This is a genomic window from Burkholderia sp. AU17457, from assembly GCF_002223255.1.
In the GTDB taxonomy this organism is placed as follows: Bacteria; Pseudomonadota; Gammaproteobacteria; order Burkholderiales; family Burkholderiaceae; genus Burkholderia; species Burkholderia sola.
In genome coordinates this window covers 560,626-578,009 of record NZ_NKFB01000006.1, presented here as the reverse complement: position 1 = coordinate 578,009, position 17,384 = coordinate 560,626, and the positions used below count along the sequence as shown (strand labels likewise).

14 protein-coding genes are annotated in these 17,384 nt (G+C 66.7%); 9 read left to right on the top strand and 5 right to left on the bottom strand.

The annotated features are described in order from the left end of the window. Positions 1–302: 302 nt before the first annotated feature. The 3 genes from CFB49_RS29500 (at position 303) to CFB49_RS29490 (ending at position 2,516) form a co-directional block, all read left to right on the top strand. Positions 303–692: a fucose-binding lectin II gene (locus CFB49_RS29500; RefSeq protein ID WP_023474822.1), complete on the top strand. Its 390-nt coding sequence runs from the start codon at positions 303–305 to the stop codon at positions 690–692. A 107-nt stretch (positions 693–799) separates the two neighbouring features. Continuing rightward, positions 800–1,621, top strand: a complete 822-nt coding sequence (locus CFB49_RS29495; protein WP_089493091.1) for a fucose-binding lectin II — start codon at positions 800–802, stop codon at positions 1,619–1,621. Between the two features lie 160 nt (positions 1,622–1,781). Continuing rightward, positions 1,782–2,516 (top strand): fucose-binding lectin II, encoded by a 735-nt coding sequence (locus CFB49_RS29490; protein ID WP_089437468.1) that lies wholly within the window; start codon positions 1,782–1,784, stop codon positions 2,514–2,516. Positions 2,517–2,670: 154 nt separating this feature from the next. Here CFB49_RS29490 and CFB49_RS29485 read toward each other — a convergent pair whose 3' ends face one another. The 3 genes from CFB49_RS29485 to CFB49_RS29475 all read right to left on the bottom strand — a co-directional run bounded on the left by CFB49_RS29485 (position 2,671) and on the right by CFB49_RS29475 (position 7,913). After that, complete coding sequence (locus CFB49_RS29485) at positions 2,671–5,967, bottom strand: autotransporter outer membrane beta-barrel domain-containing protein (RefSeq protein ID WP_089493090.1); 3,297 nt, start codon at positions 5,965–5,967, stop codon at positions 2,671–2,673. 540 nt (positions 5,968–6,507) lie between these two features. Continuing rightward, entirely contained in the window at positions 6,508–7,074 is a 567-nt protein-coding gene (locus CFB49_RS29480; protein WP_089437466.1) for a cytochrome b, read from the bottom strand. Then, positions 7,071–7,913, bottom strand: a complete 843-nt coding sequence (locus tag CFB49_RS29475) for a catalase family peroxidase (protein WP_256121911.1) — start codon at positions 7,911–7,913, stop codon at positions 7,071–7,073. Before CFB49_RS29475 ends, CFB49_RS29480 begins: the two co-directional genes overlap by 4 nt. Between CFB49_RS29475 and CFB49_RS36945 the strand changes: the two genes are divergently transcribed. Continuing rightward, positions 7,798–8,265, top strand: a complete 468-nt coding sequence (locus CFB49_RS36945) for a hypothetical protein (protein ID WP_256979927.1) — start codon at positions 7,798–7,800, stop codon at positions 8,263–8,265. The genes CFB49_RS29475 and CFB49_RS36945 overlap by 116 nt on opposite strands. Before the next feature lie 241 nt (positions 8,266–8,506). Here the strand turns inward: CFB49_RS36945 and CFB49_RS29470 are convergent, their stop codons facing one another. Next, positions 8,507–9,877: a M23 family metallopeptidase gene (locus CFB49_RS29470; protein WP_089493088.1), complete on the bottom strand. Its 1,371-nt coding sequence runs from the start codon at positions 9,875–9,877 to the stop codon at positions 8,507–8,509. A gap of 280 nt (positions 9,878–10,157) precedes the next feature. On the opposite strand from CFB49_RS29470, the gene CFB49_RS29465 reads away from it, so the two are divergent. The 4 genes from CFB49_RS29465 to dbpA all read left to right on the top strand — a co-directional run bounded on the left by CFB49_RS29465 (position 10,158) and on the right by dbpA (position 15,154). Next, positions 10,158–11,027 (top strand): mechanosensitive ion channel family protein, encoded by an 870-nt coding sequence (locus tag CFB49_RS29465; RefSeq protein WP_089493087.1) that lies wholly within the window; start codon positions 10,158–10,160, stop codon positions 11,025–11,027. 604 nt (positions 11,028–11,631) lie between these two features. Further along, positions 11,632–13,275, top strand: a complete 1,644-nt coding sequence (gene mqo / locus CFB49_RS29460) for a malate dehydrogenase (quinone) (protein WP_069617611.1) — start codon at positions 11,632–11,634, stop codon at positions 13,273–13,275. Positions 13,276–13,562: 287 nt separating this feature from the next. After that, entirely contained in the window at positions 13,563–13,760 is a 198-nt protein-coding gene (locus CFB49_RS29455; protein ID WP_006483193.1) for a hypothetical protein, read from the top strand. Then, positions 13,757–15,154: an ATP-dependent RNA helicase DbpA gene (gene dbpA / locus CFB49_RS29450; protein WP_089493086.1), complete on the top strand. Its 1,398-nt coding sequence runs from the start codon at positions 13,757–13,759 to the stop codon at positions 15,152–15,154. The genes CFB49_RS29455 and dbpA overlap by 4 nt, the downstream gene beginning before the upstream one ends. A 51-nt stretch (positions 15,155–15,205) precedes the next feature. Here dbpA and CFB49_RS29445 read toward each other — a convergent pair whose 3' ends face one another. Further along, positions 15,206–16,030: a phosphate/phosphite/phosphonate ABC transporter substrate-binding protein gene (locus tag CFB49_RS29445; RefSeq protein WP_089493085.1), complete on the bottom strand. Its 825-nt coding sequence runs from the start codon at positions 16,028–16,030 to the stop codon at positions 15,206–15,208. A 244-nt stretch (positions 16,031–16,274) separates the two neighbouring features. Between CFB49_RS29445 and CFB49_RS29435 the strand changes: the two genes are divergently transcribed. Next, positions 16,275–17,300: a fatty acid desaturase gene (locus tag CFB49_RS29435; protein WP_089437461.1), complete on the top strand. Its 1,026-nt coding sequence runs from the start codon at positions 16,275–16,277 to the stop codon at positions 17,298–17,300. Positions 17,301–17,384: the final 84 nt, after the last annotated feature.

The window sequence follows — 17,384 nt, the reverse complement described above, 5'->3', positions numbered from 1 at the left end:
GCCGAGCGTCTGCTCCGAAGCCCGATTGTGCCTCGCCGCTCTCGCTCCGCGTTGCGCGCTCGCGCATCGTTCAAGAAATCGATACACACATCGATATAATTTATTGAATATATCGAAATCGGCTTCATTAAGCACATTTCATTAAATCGATTAGCGCCATCTTTCGATTTACTGAACAATAATCATTCCCATCCGAATATTTTTTTATTTATTTTTTGCCATGCTTTGCAAGCCGCGTTTCAAACGGCAAACGTTTGCGCGGCAAGGCTCGCGCCTTATCCAATACTTCTCAGGAGGCAAGCATGGCCGATTCTCAAACGTCATCCAACCGCGCCGGCGAATTTTCGATTCCGCCGAATACCGATTTCCGCGCGATTTTCTTCGCGAATGCAGCCGAGCAACAGCACATCAAGCTGTTTATCGGCGACAGCCAGGAACCCGCCGCGTATCACAAGCTGACGACGCGCGACGGCCCGCGCGAAGCGAAGCTGAATTCCGGCAACGGCAAGATCCGCTTCGAAGTGTCGGTGAACGGCAAGCCGTCGCCGACCGACGCGCGCCTCGCGCCGATCAACGGCAAGAAATCGGATGGCTCGCCGTTCACGGTCAATTTCGGGATCGTCGTGTCGGAAGACGGCCACGACAGCGACTACAACGACGGCATCGTCGTGCTCCAGTGGCCGATCGGCTGACCTGACGCGCGATCGACGGTCGACCGCTGCCGGCCGCCTCCGTGGCGGCCGGCGGGTTTACGCCGCGTTCCGCGGCCCCTCATACCGCCTCATCCCCGGAGACTCCCATGCCCCTCCTTTCGGCTTCGATCGTCAGCGCGCCCGTCGTGACGTCGGAGACCTACGTCGATATCCCGGGCCTGTACATCGACATCGCGAAGGCCGAGATTCGCGACGGAAAACTGCAGGTCATCCTCAACGTGCCGACGCCTTACGCGACGGGCAACAACTTCCCAGGCATCTATTTCGCGATCGCGACCGACAAGGGCGTCGTCGCGGACGGCTGCTTCACCTATTCGTCGAAGGTGCCCGAAAGCACCGGACGCATGCCGTTCACGCTCGTCGCGACGATCGACGTCGGCAGCGGCGTCACGTTCGTGAAGGGCCAGTGGAAAAGCGTGCGCGGCAGCGCGATGCATATCGATTCGTACGCGAGCCTTTCCGCGATCGGTGAAACGGCCGCGCCATCGTCGTCGCAAGGCGGCGGCAGTCCGGGCGCCGAAACCGGTGGCGGCGGATCGGGCAACATCGGCGGCGGCGGCGAACGCGACGGCACGTTCAACCTGCCGCCAAACATCAAGTTCGGCGTGACCGCGCTCACCAACGCGGCGAACGACCAGACGATCGACATCTACATCGACGACGACCCGAAACCCGCCGCGACGTTCAGGGGCGCCGGCGTGCAGGACCAGAACCTCGGCACGAAGGTGCTCGACTCCGGCAAGGGGCGCGTGCGCGTGATCGTGATGGCGAACGGCAAGCCGTCGCGCCTCGGCTCGCGGCAGGTCGATCTCTTCAAGAAGTCGTACTTCGGGATCGTCGGATCGGAAGACGGCGCCGACGACGATTACAACGACGGCATCGTGTTCCTGAACTGGCCGCTCGGCTGAGCGGCGGCAATCGCGAAACATCGCAATGGCGACGGGGCCAACCACGCATTGCGAATCGTTCGAGCAGTCATTCGCAGTCCCACGCTTTGCTCCGCGCGCGGCCCGGTGACATCCGTTCGCCGGCGCGCGACGCGAGACCTACCATCGAGACGAGGACGACATGTCACAACCCTTTACCCACGACGACCTGTACGCGCTGCTGCAACTCGCAGGCAACGACGCCACCGCCGTGCAGGCCAACGGCGATCAGGCCGTGCTCGACCGGATGCGTCAGTTCATGACCACGCAGCTCGTCGAGAAACTGCCGCAGTACGACGTATTCGTCGATATCGCGACGATCCCGTACAGCTTCGACGTCGGCAGCTGGCAGAACAAGGTGAAAACCGATGCGGCAGGCGAGGTCGTTGCGTGCACGGTGACGTGGGCCGGCGCGCCCGGTGTGTTGCCCGGTGCCGCGGCGAAGTTCGGCGTCGGCGCGGTCGTCAATTACTTCTCGAAAGCGACACCGCAACCCGTGCAGCCGGAGCCCGTGCCGACCGGCGGCGGCGAACGCGACGGCGTCTTCAACCTGCCGCCGAACATCGCGTTCGGCGTGACCGCGCTGGTCAATTCGTCCGCCCCGCAGACGATCGAGGTCTTCGTCGACGACAACCCGAAGCCGGCCGCGACGTTCCAGGGCGCCGGCACGCAGGACGCGAACCTGAACACGCAGATCGTGAACTCCGGCAAGGGGAAGGTGCGCGTGGTCGTGACGGCGAACGGCAAGCCGTCGAAGATCGGCTCGCGTCAGGTCGACATCTTCAAGAAAACCTACTTCGGTTTGGTTGGATCCGAAGATGGCGGCGATGGCGACTACAACGACGGCATCGCGATCCTGAACTGGCCGCTGGGTTGAACGCGGCAGCCTGACGAGCGTCGCCACGCCGCCCGGCGTGGCGATCGGCCGGTGCGCGTCCGTCATCCGCGAAGCCAAGCTCGCGCGGCACGCATGCAGTCGGTCGCGACGATACACGCCACGACCGATCGATCTCCGTGTCGTCCTCGTCAAATCACCACGCCCACCGCACACCCGCATTCCCGATAATCGTGCGCTGATGCTCGCCGCCGAGATTCGTCAGGTAACTGACCGTCGCATACACGCTGCCGCGCTTCGTCAGCTGCGCGACGAGCCCCGCGCCGATCTGCCCGGCCGTCTGCCCGACTTGCGTGCCGATCGTCGTCGAGCCGCCGAACGTCGTCTTGTCGTCGGCGCCGAACGCGCGCAGCACGTTCACGCGCAAGTAGGGCTTCCAGCTCACGCCGTTCGCATCGAATGCATATTGCAGCCGCGCGCCGATCCGGCCGACGAACGTGTTGCCGTTGTTCCATCCGATGCTCGACACGCCGTCGTTGAAGCGATCGAGCGACAGCCATTGCCACACGAGCTGCGCCTGCGGCTCGAGCGTCAATCCGTTGCCGAGCGCGATCGGCAGCCCGGCTTCGACGGAACCCGTGAACGCGTTTCCGTTCGTCGAGCCGCTCACGTTGTCATTCGAATGCGTGCGCACCGTGAGCGCGCTGCCCATCAGCACCGCGTCCGTGTACCAGCCGCCCGGACCGATATGCGTCCAGTAGCCGCCGAGGTCGTACGCATTGACCTGCAGCGAGCCGACGCCCAGGTCCGGCTGCGCGAGCGCGAAGCCGCTCACGTCGCCGACCGCGCGCGAGAAGCCGAGGAAGAAGCCGTAGTGATTGCGATGGCCGCTCGCGGTCGTATCGGCGTAAAGGTCCTGCCCGACCTGCATCCCCCACACCGTGCCGTCGAACGACGGCGTCGCGTCGCCCTTCTGCTTGAGCTTGCTGTTGCCGCCCCACACGCGCGCCCACGACGCGGGTACCGAGCCGTTTTCGGCGAGCAGCCCTTGCTCGCCTTGACGGTCGTGGAACGTATCGATCTGCAGCATGCCGAGCTGGCGCGCGACGGCCGGCGCTTCCGCGTATAGCGGCACTTCGGGGCGATAGACCGGCTCCGGATGGCCGCCGATACCCGCATGATCGACCGCTTCGACGATCGATTCGGGCGTGCCTTCGGCTGCGATGACCGGCGGCTCGGCCGGCGGCGTCGGCTGGCCGGGCTGAACAACGGGCGGTTCCGGCTTCGGCGGCACCGTGTTGCGCAGGTACCAGTTGTCGCCGGTGCCGGCCGACTCGCCGCCCTTCGCGAGGAAATACGTATAGGCGCCTGCGCTGACCGTCCCGCCGGAGAGTGTGAACGCGCCCGCGCTCGTCGTCGCGCCGTTCGCGGCCTGCACGACCTGGATGCCGTCGCCTGTCGTCTGCGCGCCCGCGCCGCCGACGTTCGTCACCTTCAGTGTGCTCGAGCCGCTCGCCGTGCCGCCGCTGACGACCAGTTTGTCCGATGGCGCTCCGTCGCCGGCAAGCGTCGTGTTCATCGCGAGCGTCGCGTTCTGGCCGACGTAGTTGCCCGCGACCGTCAGCGTGTTGCCCACGCCGCTGCCGCCGAGCTGCACGCGCCCCGCGTTGGTCAGCTTGCCGTTGATCCGGAAATTGCCGGTCGCGCCGCTCGCGAGGCTCGCCAGCGCGTTCGCGACCGACAGCGTGCCGTTGTTCGTCACGTTGCCGGTCACGCTGCCGTAGCCGCCGAGCGTCGCGCCCGATACCACGGCCACCGGTCCGCCGCCGCCCAGTGCCGCCGATGCGCTCGTCGCGTCACCGACGATCACGGTGCCCGCATTGACGTTCGTGCCGCCCGTGTAGCCGTTCGTGCCGTTCAGCGTCAACGTGCCGCTGCCGAGCTTCGTCAGCGAGCCCGCGCCCGTGATGCCTTGCGTCAGCGTCGAGTTGAAGCCCTGCGTATCGATCGTGCCGTTGTTCGACGTGATCGATACCGCCCGGCTCGAAGCAAGATCGAACGCGCTGCCGAGTTGCAGCGTGCCGCCATTGAGCGCGAGCCCACCCGACGCCGCGCCGAACGCATGGTCCGCGGCAACCGCCAGCGTACCCTGCGTGATCGTCGTGCCACCCGAATAAGTGTTGCCGCCGGCCGATGAAGGCGCGACCGTCAGCGTTCCTGCGCCGGTTTTCTCGACGGCGCCCGACCCGCTGATCGTACCCGTGTACGTGCCGGCGCTGTCCTGCTGAAGGCGCACGAGCCCGTTGTCGGTGACGGATAGCGGCAGGTTCGATGCATTCGCCTGCAACGTCGCACCCGCGTTGACGGTCGCGACGACCGATGCCGTCGTCGTGCCGAGCGTGCCCGTGAGGTTCAGCGTGCCGCTCTGCACCAGCGCGGTCGAGAACGTGCCGGGCCCGGCCCACGTCCAGTCGGTGCCGGCCATCGTCAGGCTCTGGAAATTCGTGAACGGATTCGACGCGGTGCCCGTGCCCTGCAACGTCACGGTATTGATGCCGGCGCCGCCATTGGCCGTTCCGACGATCTGCGAGCCGGTCTGCAGGATCAGCGTCACGTTGCCGTTGCCGCCCTGGATCGCGGTGCCGCCGCCCTGGATCAGCCCCGCGTTGGTGATCGTCGTCGCGCCGTTGGTCGAGCGCACGCCGATGCCGTTGTTGCTGATGATCCGGCCGCCGGCCTGATTCGTGATCGTCGCGGTAAACGAGCTGCCGAGCGTGTTCGACACGACCGCGTCGACGCTGCCGCCGCTCGTCGCGGTGCCGGTGGTCTGGATCGTGCCGCTGTTGACCAGCGTGTCGTTGTTGCCCTGCATGTAGACGGCCGGCGCATCGCGGCCGTTCGACGTCAGCGTGCCGCTGTTGGCGATCGTACCGTTGCCGCCGAGCAGCGACGCGGCGCGCGCGTTGTTGCCGGATGTCGTCACGTTGCCCGTGTTGACGATCTGGTTGCCCGACGCGCCGGGATTACTTTGCCCCCACGCGGCCGTCATTCCGTACGCGTTGTTGCCGGTGGTCGTGATCGTGCCGTTGTTGACGAGCGTGTTGTTGTTGCCGTTCGCGGCCATCCCGTCGTTGTACGTGCCAGATGTCGAAATCACGCCGGTCGCCGCATTGGTGAGCGTGTTGCCGTTGTTCACGCCGAGCAGCACCGCGCCACGGTTCGCAACGCCCGTGCCATTGCCGGACATCGACAGGTTGCCGTTGTTGGTGATCGTGCTCGACGTGTCTACGGAGAACGGCGTCGGCGTGGACGTCAGCACATAGCTGCCCGTCACGGTCGAATCGAGGTTGATCGTCACGTTGGTACTGCCGGCCGCGGCCACGACCGACGGCGCATTCCCACCCGTACACGTCACCGTCGTGCCGCTGCCCGGCGCGGTGGCCGAACACGCCGCATACCCACTGACCGGTACCGCGCCGGTCAGGATCGCCATTCCGCCCAAACCCAGGTTCCGCGCCTTTCTTTTCATTTTTCCGCTCGCGTTTATTGGTGACGTTATTGCTGCAAATCGGTGCGTGGAACGGGTTATAGCACCTGTCTTGAAACAATCGCAAGATCGGAATGCGTAATATCGAAAATCACGCCGCAATTCGTTTCGGAATGGGAAATAAAGAAAAAGGGGGTTTTGTTGCGATGCGAAAACCCTTTGCGCGCCGGACATCGTGGCGCTAAATGACGCAAAACCGGTTGAACTTGCCGATTGTCACGCAATCCCTGAGAAACCGTGGGCAACGGGATTCGGGAAATCGGAAAATATAACGCGATCCCGTAATCGACGGGCCGCGCATTGCATATCGGCAAGCTGCCGATGCTGCTTTGCACGATGCGATGCCGCGCGCGTCCGGGCGACGGCGTCGCCGGACATTCCGGTCGATGCGATCGTCCAACCGGACGACCCATATTTCGGACAGCTGGACGATCGCCGTCGCGCCCGCCACTCGGCAAGCCCGACGACGCTCGAACAGCTGGCGGCTTACCCGCGCTGCCGTCCGCCTTTTGCCATGCTGGAGAAAACGCCGTCCCGATAAATCCACGCATGGACCAGGGCGGCCGACAGATGGGCCAGCACGACGACGAACAGCAGCCGCGCCAACAGGCCATGCGCATCGCGCAACCATGCAAAGAGCGTCGGACTGGCCGGTACGATCGCAGGCAGGTTGACGCCCTTGAACAGGACTATCGGGAAACCGCCCGCCGACAACAACGCCCAGCCGATCACCGGCAATGCCAGCATCAGCGCATACAGCGCCCAATGTGATGTCTTCGCTGCGAGCACCTGCCACCGCGGCAGGCTCCCCGGCAGTGCGGGCGGCCGGCTCCACAGCCGGTTCGCGACGCGCAGCAGCGCCAGCACGAGAATCGCGATACCCAGCGGCCGATGCAGATCGATCAGCCAGATCCGGTGATGCAACGACGTCATCATGCCGGCGCCGATGAACAGCATGGCCAGGATCATCGCGGCCATCAGCCAGTGCAAACCGCGCGCCAGCGCGTTGAAATGGCGCGGTGCGCCGCCGCTCGTGGTCTTCCGCCTCGTCATTTGACCTCCTGCTTGCCGACCGCCTCGGTCGCCTTGCCGTAGCCGATTTCCCGCTCGCGGCGATTGAACGAATGCGCGTACGCCCCCGAACGCGCGTTCAGGATTGGATCGTTCGACACCTCGACGCCCGCGGGCACGATCGACGGATCGAAGTTGATGTCACGGCACGCGCCCTCGGCCTGCTCGACGACACGCGTCATTTCCAGCGTGCCAGCGACGAGCTGCTTGCGATCGGCCGGCCACGGCTGCGATGCGTCGTCTACCGGATCGCCCGGCCGCGCCAGTTGCAGCACGTAGTCCCAATAGAGCGGCTTCCGCGCGAGCCGCTCGCGCACGCCTTCAAACAGGAAGTCGTGGTCGGCCTGCTGCCGTTGCGCATCGCTCACCGGCACGAACGGATCATGCGGGCGCATCATCCAGCGCACCGGCTGCCGGTGACCGTCGGCGGCCACCAGATAGAACGCATTGACGCTGTAGAACGTCGCGCCCGCGAAACTGCCGGGCGCCGGTTCCCGGGCCGCCCATTTCATGAACTTCTCCGCCTCCGGGTACGCCTTCAGGAAGGCGGATACGCGCGCCGGGTCGGCCCGGCCGGTGGCGGGATCAGGCGCGGTCGCCTGCTGCATGGCCAGAAAACCCTCCGGTTCATGCGTCGGGAAGTACGGCTGGTTGTTCATCGCCATGCGCCATTGCTGCTTGTCGTCGGTCGTCAGCAGCAGGGCCATGCTGAGCGTCGTGGTGGAGCTGTCCGCCGCGTACGGACTGCCGGTGCCGATCGAGAGCCGCCCGACGACCGGGATGTCCGGCTGCGTGAAGACACGCGCGGTCGACAAGGGCACCGCCGCGCGGTCGGGACGGAAGGTGCCGGCGAAGCAGACGCCCTTGCCGTGCGCGCGGCGGAACCCCGGCGGAAACGGCTGCGGGGTTTCCGACACCAGCGATACGCTGGTCGTGCGCGAGCCGATCCAACCCGCCGCCCACGCAAAGGCCGACGTCAACGCGCCGGCAACGACGGCGATCGCCGCCAGCGCTCCCCACGTGCGTTTCGATGTGAGATCCCGTTTTGACATAGATGGTGTTTCATCCCGTTGTGTCGTCGTGCGTGTCGCGCCGTGTTTCGCGTGGCGCGGCGGCCGTCGATGCATGAAGCGCGTGGGCGCGCTCACGCGCGCCCACGATCGAGTCGATTGAGGTACGAACGCGGTCGCGATGATCCGCTGCGGAAATCGCTACGCGCTTGGATACGAAAATCTTAGCGACGAGGTAAAAACGGGACCATCAGACCAGGCTGAAATCGCCGACGGGATGTAGGACCAGTCCGGCCGCGTGCGCGTCACCGTTGCCGGCAGGCCGCCATGGCGGACGCCGGTTTGGCCCATGCAACGATGCCGGCCATCGCGGCCGGCATGACGGGGAGATCGGCGATTAGCCGTCAGCCGGCATGCGATGCGGCGCGCTTCGACATCGCAACAGGCTGCGACCAGACGGCCACCGCGAGCTGCGTGCGCGCGTCACGCGCCACGCGGTTGAACGCCACGCGCTGCGCGCCCTTCAGTTTCGCCGCCTTGGCTGCCTGCACGAGTTCGATCGGATCGACGAGGCGGGCATGCCTGCGCACCTCGAAATGCAGATGCGGGCCGGTCGCCGTGCCCGTGCTGCCGACCGCGCCGACGCGTTGACCGCGCATGACGCGCGCGCCGGTGCGCAGCGTCGGCTCGAATGCGGACAGGTGCGCGTAGTACGACGCGTAGCCGCCGTCGTGGCGAATCACCACGTACTTGCCGTAGCCGCTCGGCTCGGTGCCGATGAACGTCACGACGCCGCGCTCCGACGCATGCACGGCGCGGCCGGCAGGCGCCGCGAGATCGACGCCCGAATGCACGTGACGCGCCCCGCTCACCGGATGCACACGCGTGCCGAACGGCGAGCTGATGCGCGTCGCGGCGACCGGCATCGCGAAGCGCGCGCCGGCGAGCGGCATGCCATCCGGTTCGTAATAGGCGCCCGGCGAGCCGGCCTGCGGCGCGAACCACACGGCCGCGACGTGCTGCCCGCGAAAGCGGACGTCGAGCGCCGTCACACGTGCGCGGCCCGGCCGCACTGCGTCGTGGTCGGGCTCGAATGCCACGCGGAAAGTATCGCCATGCGCGCCGTGCTGCTTCAGATCGACGCGCCCGGCCAGCATGCGAACGATCTGCGCGGCGACGCCGGCCGGCAGATCGGCGCGCGCCAGCGACGCGCGCAGGCTGCCGACGATCGCACCGGCCCGCGTACCGCGATCCGGCTGCGCGAGCGTGAACGGCTCGGCGGATGCCAGATCGCCCGCCCCTCGCGCGAACGCCGGTTGCGCGCCCGGCGCCGGCAGCGCCGATGCCAGCCTGTAATCGAACCGCGACGCATAGCTGCGTTCGACCGCGTCGCGCGCGGTCTCGCACAGCACGCGATACGCGACGCAGGCGCCGAAGCGGGCCACCGGATCGCCGCGCCCGGCGCCGGTCGACACGTTCAACGCGTGCGACACGTATGCGACGTCGAGCGGCGCGGACGATGCATGCAGGCGGCCCCACGTCGTACGCGCGGAATTGAAGAAAGGCACGTCGTCAAGGTCGGTGGTTTCCGCCGTCGCGGGCGCGACGGGCGCGGCGTCGTGAAACGCCTGCGCTGCCGCGCCCTGTGCGCCGGCCACACAGGCCGCCGCGACGATGCCGCGCAGTAACGCATGGCCAATCGGGAAACGGTGGACGCCGCGGGGGGCGGGTCGACCTTGCTCGCGTGCGACACGGAAACGCAGGTCTGACCGCATGACGTCGTCACTCGCTATTCGATGAAAAATCGGGAAAAAACCGGACATCGCGGAGGAACGATCGTCGCGATCCGGCTACTCGAAAGCGAGTGTATCGGCGTGGTCGAAACGGCTGAATAGGACTCGTCTTATTTTATTGAAAAGCCGCTTAATACTCGTACTAAATCAACGCAACCGGGACGCCACGCATTCGCGCGAAGCCCGCGGCGCCGTGTACAGTCGAGGGCTGCCGGCGCGCGACATGCGCCGCGCACTCTGTCTTCAACACCGGAATCCCGTCATGTTTCTCGATCATCTTCATCCGGAACGCTGGACGTTCCTGTGGAACGCGTTGTCCACCCTCTCCGTCAAGCTGTCCGCCGGCCTGGCGCTGCTCGTCGCCGGCTGGTGGCTGTCAAAACGCGTCGGCAACTGGCTGAACCGGCTGCTCTCGAACAAGGAGCGCGTCGACGACACGCTGCGGCCGATCCTCTGCGACGTCGCGGTGTGGGGCATCCGCATCGTCGCGATCGTCGGCGCGCTGTCGCAGCTCGGCATCGAAACCGCGAGCATCGTCGCGGTGCTCGGTGCGGCCGGCCTCGCCATCGGGCTCGCGCTGCAGGGCACGATGCAGAACATCGCGGCCGGCATCATGCTTCTGCTGCTGCGGCCGTTCAAGGTCGGCGACTACATCGACGGCGGCTCGGGCGTCGCGGGCACCGTCGACGAAGTCGGGCTCTTCATGACGCGCCTCACGAAGCCGGACGGCATCTGCGAGTACGTGCCGAACAGCGCGCTGTGGGGCAGCTCGATCCGCAATTACACGCGCAACCCGACGCGCCGTCTCGATCTTGAAGTAGAAGTATCCGTGCATGACGATATCGATCGCGCGCTCGACGCGCTGCGTGCGCTGGCCGCGGCCGATCCCGACGTGCTGCAGGATCCCGCGCCGGACGTGATGGTGATGCGCTTCGACGACAGCACCGCCGTCGCGAACATGCGCGTGTGGACGCATACCGACACGTTCTGGGCGCTGCGCTGGCGCCTCGCGCGCCAGGTACGCAAGACGCTCGCCGATGCGGACTGCGCGCTGCCGATCCGCACGCGGGAGCTGCACATCGTGCACGACGCGGAGCGCCGGGCGGACGGCGCGCGCATGCGGGTGTCGTAAGGCGGCGCACGACGCCCTGCCCACGACGTCATATCTGCCGGAACGGCGGAGCGAAGCGAAGTGAACTGATGTCACTGTGAACGGATCGCGGTGCAACGCCGCGATCCGATGAGGTTCCGGTCTGGTGCATCGCATGCCCACCGCACACATTCCACCCCGCCGATCCCGACCGATTTTCCCACGCCGCGGACCGTCATTCCGGAAACCCGGACGCACAAAAAACCCCACGAAAACAGGGATATTCGTCGTCTGCGACACATTGTCCGAGTTCGGTTATATTACGCGCCCCTTGCCACCCCGCCCCCGCAAAACGCGTCGCGCGCGGCCTCGTTCAACGCAGCCTGAAACGCCGTCCGCTCGGGCTTGCCGTCAGGGCCCCTGCGCGTGGCGCACCGTCGCGACGCATGCGCTTGCCCGCTCCCGGGAGGCCGATCCGAAGGTGTCCTTCCGAATGGCTTCGCGTGCGCAAATGCAACGGCGTGCAGCGCCGATCCGGAATTCCGGATTCGCGATCCGGATCTCCGGACCCGTGTTTCGGCACAACGGGACCGCGCGCCGGGCGGCATGGCAAATCGATGCATCCAAGTTGAAAAAGGGATCTGCTGTGATCAAAACGTTACGGGTAATACTGTCGGCGCTCGCGCTGTGCGTCGCGACATCGTCCGCGCACGCCGCCGATACGAAGAAGGTCGACGTCCTGCTGGTGGGCGGCGGCATCATGAGCTCGACGCTGGGCGTCTGGCTGCACGAACTCCAGCCCGACTGGTCGATGACGATGGTCGAGCGCCTCGACGGCGTCGCGCTGGAAAGCTCGAACGGCTGGAACAACGCCGGCACCGGCCACTCGGCGCTCGCCGAGCTGAACTACACGCCGGAAAAGGCGGACGGCAAGGTCGACATCTCGAAGGCGATCGAGATCAACGAGTCGTTCCAGATTTCGCGCCAGTTCTGGGCATGGCAGGTCAAGCAAGGCGTGCTGAAGAACCCGCACTCGTTCATCAACTCGACGCCGCACATGAGCTTCGTGTGGGGCGACGACAACGTCCGCTTCCTGAAGAAGCGCTACGAAGCGCTGCAGGCGAGCCCGCTGTTCCGCGGGATGCAGTATTCGGAAGACTACGACCAGATCAAGCAGTGGGTGCCGCTGATGATGGAAGGCCGCGACCGCAACCAGAAGGTGGCCGCGACGTGGACGCCGATCGGCACCGACGTGAACTTCGGCGAGATCACGCGCCAGTTCGTCGGCTACCTGAAGACGCAGCCGAACTTCACGCTGTCGCTGTCGAGCGAAGTGCGCGAGATCTCGCGCAATGCCGACGGCACGTGGCACGTGTCGTGGGTCAAGCTGCACTCGGACGAACCGCCGCAAGCCGTCGACGCGAAGTTCGTGTTCATCGGCGCGGGCGGCGGTGCGCTGCACCTGCTGCAGGCGTCGGGCATCCCGGAAGCGAAGGACTACGGCGCGTTCCCGGTCGGCGGCTCGTTCCTCGTGACCGACAACCCCGAAGTCGTGAAGCAGCACCTCGCGAAGGCCTACGGCAAGGCGTCGGTCGGCTCGCCGCCGATGTCGGTGCCGCACCTCGACACGCGGATCATCGACGGCAAGAAGATCATCCTGTTCGGGCCGTTCGCGACGTTCTCGACCAAGTTCCTGAAGAACGGTTCGTACTTCGACCTCGCGAAGAGCACCAACCTGCACAACGTCGCGCCGATGATGCGCGTGGGCGTCGACGAATTCCCGCTGGTGCAGTACCTCGCCGGCCAGCTGATGCTGACCGACGACGACCGCTTCAACGCGCTGAAGGAATACTTCCCGAACGCGAAGAAGGAAGACTGGCGCCTGTGGCAGGCCGGCCAGCGCGTGCAGATCATCAAGCGCGACCCGGTCAAGGGCGGCGTGCTGAAGCTCGGCACCGAGATCGTCGCGTCGCAGGACGGCAGCATCGCGGGCCTGCTCGGCGCGTCGCCGGGTGCGTCGACCGCCGCGCCGATCATGCTGAATCTCATGAAGAAGGTGTTCAAGGACAAGGTCGCGACGCCCGAGTGGCAGCAGAAGATCCGCCAGATCGTGCCGAGCTACGGCACGAAGCTGAACGACAGCCCGGCGAAGGTCGTCGACGAATGGACCTACACGAGCGACGTGCTGCAGCTGTCGCCGCCGCCGAAGATCGACCTCGGCGTGCCGTCGCAGGCCAACGGCGCCGCGCCGGCACGCCCGGCGAAGGCATCGGCCGACATGGCGCTGTAACGCGTCCGACGCCGCGCGGCACCTGCCCGGCACCCGCGCGCCACTGTCATGCCGCCCGACACGGCCGCCCTCCGGGGCGGCCGTTTTTCGTGGCGCGCGCCGGGCGGAAGCACCGGCTTCCGCTAGAATTGCGGCACGCGCGACGCCGTCGCCGCCCGATCCATCATCCGCATCGACCCAACCCGAGCCACCGCCGGTGCGGCCCGCGCCCGAGCCGCGCGAGCGCCGCCCGCCGTGGCCGCGCCCGCTCGGGCGCGCCATCAACCGAATTCAGCTGGAGAAAGACCGTGTTTACCTGCCGAAACCAGAGCTGCGGCACGCAGTGGGAGCAGTCCGACGTCGTCATCAAGGACGAAGGCCAGGGGCTGCTGTTCCGCTGCCCGCTGTGCGGCGCCCGCAACTATCTCGAACGCTTCGAGGACGATGAAGGCAACGTCGTCTACGAGCAGATGGAAGGCCGCCCCTACCTCGGAGACCTGTCTTGACCCCACCGACCGCCACGCCGTTCAGCGCGCTGCCGCTGACGCCCGCCACGCTCGCGAACCTCGCGCAGCTCGGCTATGTCGACATGACGCCGATCCAGGCCGCGAGCCTGCCGGTCGCGCTCGCCGGCCAGGACCTGATCGCGCAGGCGAAGACGGGCAGCGGCAAGACCGCCGCGTTCTCGCTCGCGCTGCTCGCGCGCCTCGACGTGCGCAGTTTCGACGTGCAGGCGATGATCCTGTGCCCGACGCGCGAACTCGCCGACCAGGTCGCGCAGGAAGTGCGCCGCCTCGCGCGCGCCGAGGAGAACGTGAAGGTGCTGACGCTGTGCGGCGGCACGCCGATGCGTCCGCAGGCACAGAGCCTCGAGCACGGCGCGCATATCGTCGTCGGCACGCCGGGCCGCATCATGGATCACCTCGATCGCGGCAACCTGAAGCTCGATGCGCTGAACACGCTGGTGCTCGACGAAGCCGACCGGATGCTCGACATGGGCTTCTTCGACGACATCGCGAAGGTCGCGCGGATGTGCCCGACGACGCGCCAGACGCTGCTGTTCTCCGCGACCTATCCGGACGGCATCGCAAAGCTGAGCCAGCAGTTCCTGCGCAATCCGAAGGAAATCAAGCTCGCGGAACGCCACGACGAAAGCAAGATCCGCCAGCGCTTCTATGAAGTGACCGAGGACGAGCGGCTGCATGCGGTCGGCCAGTTGCTGAACCACTACCGGCCGGTGAGCACGATCGCGTTCTGCAACACCAAGCAGCAATGCCGCGACCTGCTCGACGTGCTGCACGCGCAGGGCTTCCACGCGCTCGCGCTGCACGGCGAGCTCGACCAGCGCGAGCGCGACCAGGTGCTGATCCAGTTCGCGAACCGCAGCTGCTCGGTGCTGGTGGCGACCGACGTCGCCGCGCGCGGGCTCGACATCGCGCAGCTCGAGGCGGTGATCAACGTCGACGTGACGCCCGACCCGGAAGTGCACGTGCACCGCATCGGCCGCACGGGCCGCGCGGATCAGGACGGCTGGGCGCTGAGCCTCGCGAGCATGGACGAGATGGGCCGCGTCGGCGCGATCGAGCAGGCGCAGAAGCGCGAGGTCGAATGGCATCCGCTCGCCGAGCTCAAGCCCGCGGACGACAGCGTGCTGCTGCCGCCGATGGAAACGCTGCAGATCCTCGGCGGGCGCAAGGACAAGATCCGTCCGGGCGACGTGCTCGGCGCGCTGACCGGCGACGCCGGATTCGACGGCAAGCAGATCGGCAAGATCAACGTGACCGAGTTCTCGACCTATGTCGCGATCGAGCGCGGCGTCGCACGCGACGCGCTGCGCAAGCTCAATGCGGGAAAGATCAAGGGCAAGCGGGTCAAGGTCCGCTTGATGGACGAGGAGTAAGCGGGGCGCGGCGCGGGGTGGTCGCCGCACCGCCGTGCGCCGCTCCGTGCATCACGCGAGTTCGGGATAGCCGTGCGCGGCGGCTGCCTGCGCGAACCGCGCAATCGTGTCGTAGTCGGCCGGCGACAGCCGGTCGAATCCCTTCAGCCTCAGCACGCGCGCCCGTTCCGCATCGACGGCGACCGCGCGATCGAGCGCATCCTGCAACGCGCCGACCTGAACGTCCGCCAGCGCCCGCGATGCGATGAACGGCAAGCCCGGCGCCGATGCCGTCATGCCGATCACGCGGATGTCCTCGAGCAGATCGGGCAGCGCGTCGCGCACATACGCGAACGTCACGCAGTCGATCGCCGCGCAATCGGCCTCTCCCGATGCCAGCGCACGCAGCACGTTCAGGTGCGAACCGAACGGCGTGACCGAGCCGAAGAACCGTCCGTCGTGCGCATGCGGCGCCACTGCGTGCCGGAAGGCGTTCATCCCACTGTGGGAATCCTCGCCGTTGAACGCGGCCCGCAACCCCCGGCAGGCGGCGAGCGTCGTCGCGCCGCCCGCATGCACGCGCGCCGACACGACCAGCACGCTGCTGTAGCGCGCACCGTCGCAGCCGTCCGCATCGAAAACGGGGGTCGCAACCAATCGCACGACATCGCGCAAGCCGAGCATCCGATACGGGTAGCCGCAGGTCTGCGACAGCAGCAGATCGTCGCGCCGCCACAGTGCAGGCAGGTCGTCGAGCGGCGCGTCGGGCTGCGCGACATCGGCCGGCCCGCCTGCGTCCGCGAACGCAGCGAGCACGTCGTGCAGCAACGCGCGCCACAGCGCGGCGTGGCGCGGCGTCACGTTGTACATCGGCAGGACTGCGATCCAGGAGCTCATGCGGGCATTTTACGCATCGGCGACGGGCCGGATGCTTATCGACTGCGACACGATAAGCAAATGCGAATCGATTGGTTGGCGTAGCCGCGCCGTGCCGGTACCGTTCGAATGCCTGCCGGCGCCGCCACCGTGCGCGATGCCGGGCGGGCCGACCGTGATCCGCGAGACACCAGCGCACCCGGGCCGAGCGCCCCGGTTCCATCGCTCGTTCCCCGCACCGCCCGATCCATCCTGCCTCAACGCCATGGCCGAATACTTCGACGTCGATCACGCGCGCGCGATCGCCGCGCTCGACGCCCGTTTCACCGCCCGCACCGAGTGGCCGACCTGGCTGCTCGTCGTCGTCATCTACGGCGGCTGGCTCGCCGTGTTGCTGCTCGTGCGCGCCGGGCACTTGTCTCTCGCCGCCGCGACACCGCCGCTGATCCTGCTCGGCGCGTGGCACCTGTCGCTGCAACACGAACTGCTGCACGGCCATCCGACGCGTTCCGCCTTCGTGAACAAGCTGCTCGCCTATCCGCCGCTGACGGTCTGGTATCCGTACACGCTGTATCGCGACACGCACCTCGAGCATCACCGCGACGAAGACCTGACCGTGCCGGGCATCGATCCCGAAACGAACTATGTGACACGTGAACGCTGGGCGCGGCTGCCGCGCTGGCGCCGGGCGCTGACGGTCGCGCGCAAGACTTTCATCGGACGCATCGTCGTCGGGCCGCCGCTCGCCATCGCCGCGACGTTCCGCGACGCATTCGCCGCGTTCCTGCGCGGCGATTTCCATTACCTGCCGATGTGGGCGACTCACGTTGCCTGCGTGGCCGTGCTGCTCGCGTGGCTGCAATCGGCGATCGGCGTGCCGTGGTGGTACTACCTGCTGGCCGTCACGTGGCCCGCGCTGTCGCTCGCGATGATCCGCTCGCTGTATGAACATCGCGCCGCGCCGCATCCGAAGGCGCGCATCACGATCAACGAAGCCGGCTTCGCGATGCGGCTGCTGTACCTGAACAACAACTATCACCTCGTCCATCACGACCTGCCGAAGCTGCCGTGGTACGACCTGCCGCGCGCATACCGGATGCGTCGCGACGCGTATGCACAGAAATGCGGCGGCTTCGTGATCCGTGGCGGGTATCGTGCGCTGCTCGCGCGCCATGCGTGGACGCCGACCGATCCGCCCGTGCATCCGTTCGACGAAGGCACGGCATCGCTGTCGACGGGCAGCGGGATCAAGGTGGCGGTGGTCGACAGAGTGTTGCAGATCAGTACGTGACGTCAGAAGTTTCCGCGTTTCGACACCGATCCTTACGAAAAGCCGACAACACCGATCGCCGCCTGCGAATTGCCAATTGCGCCG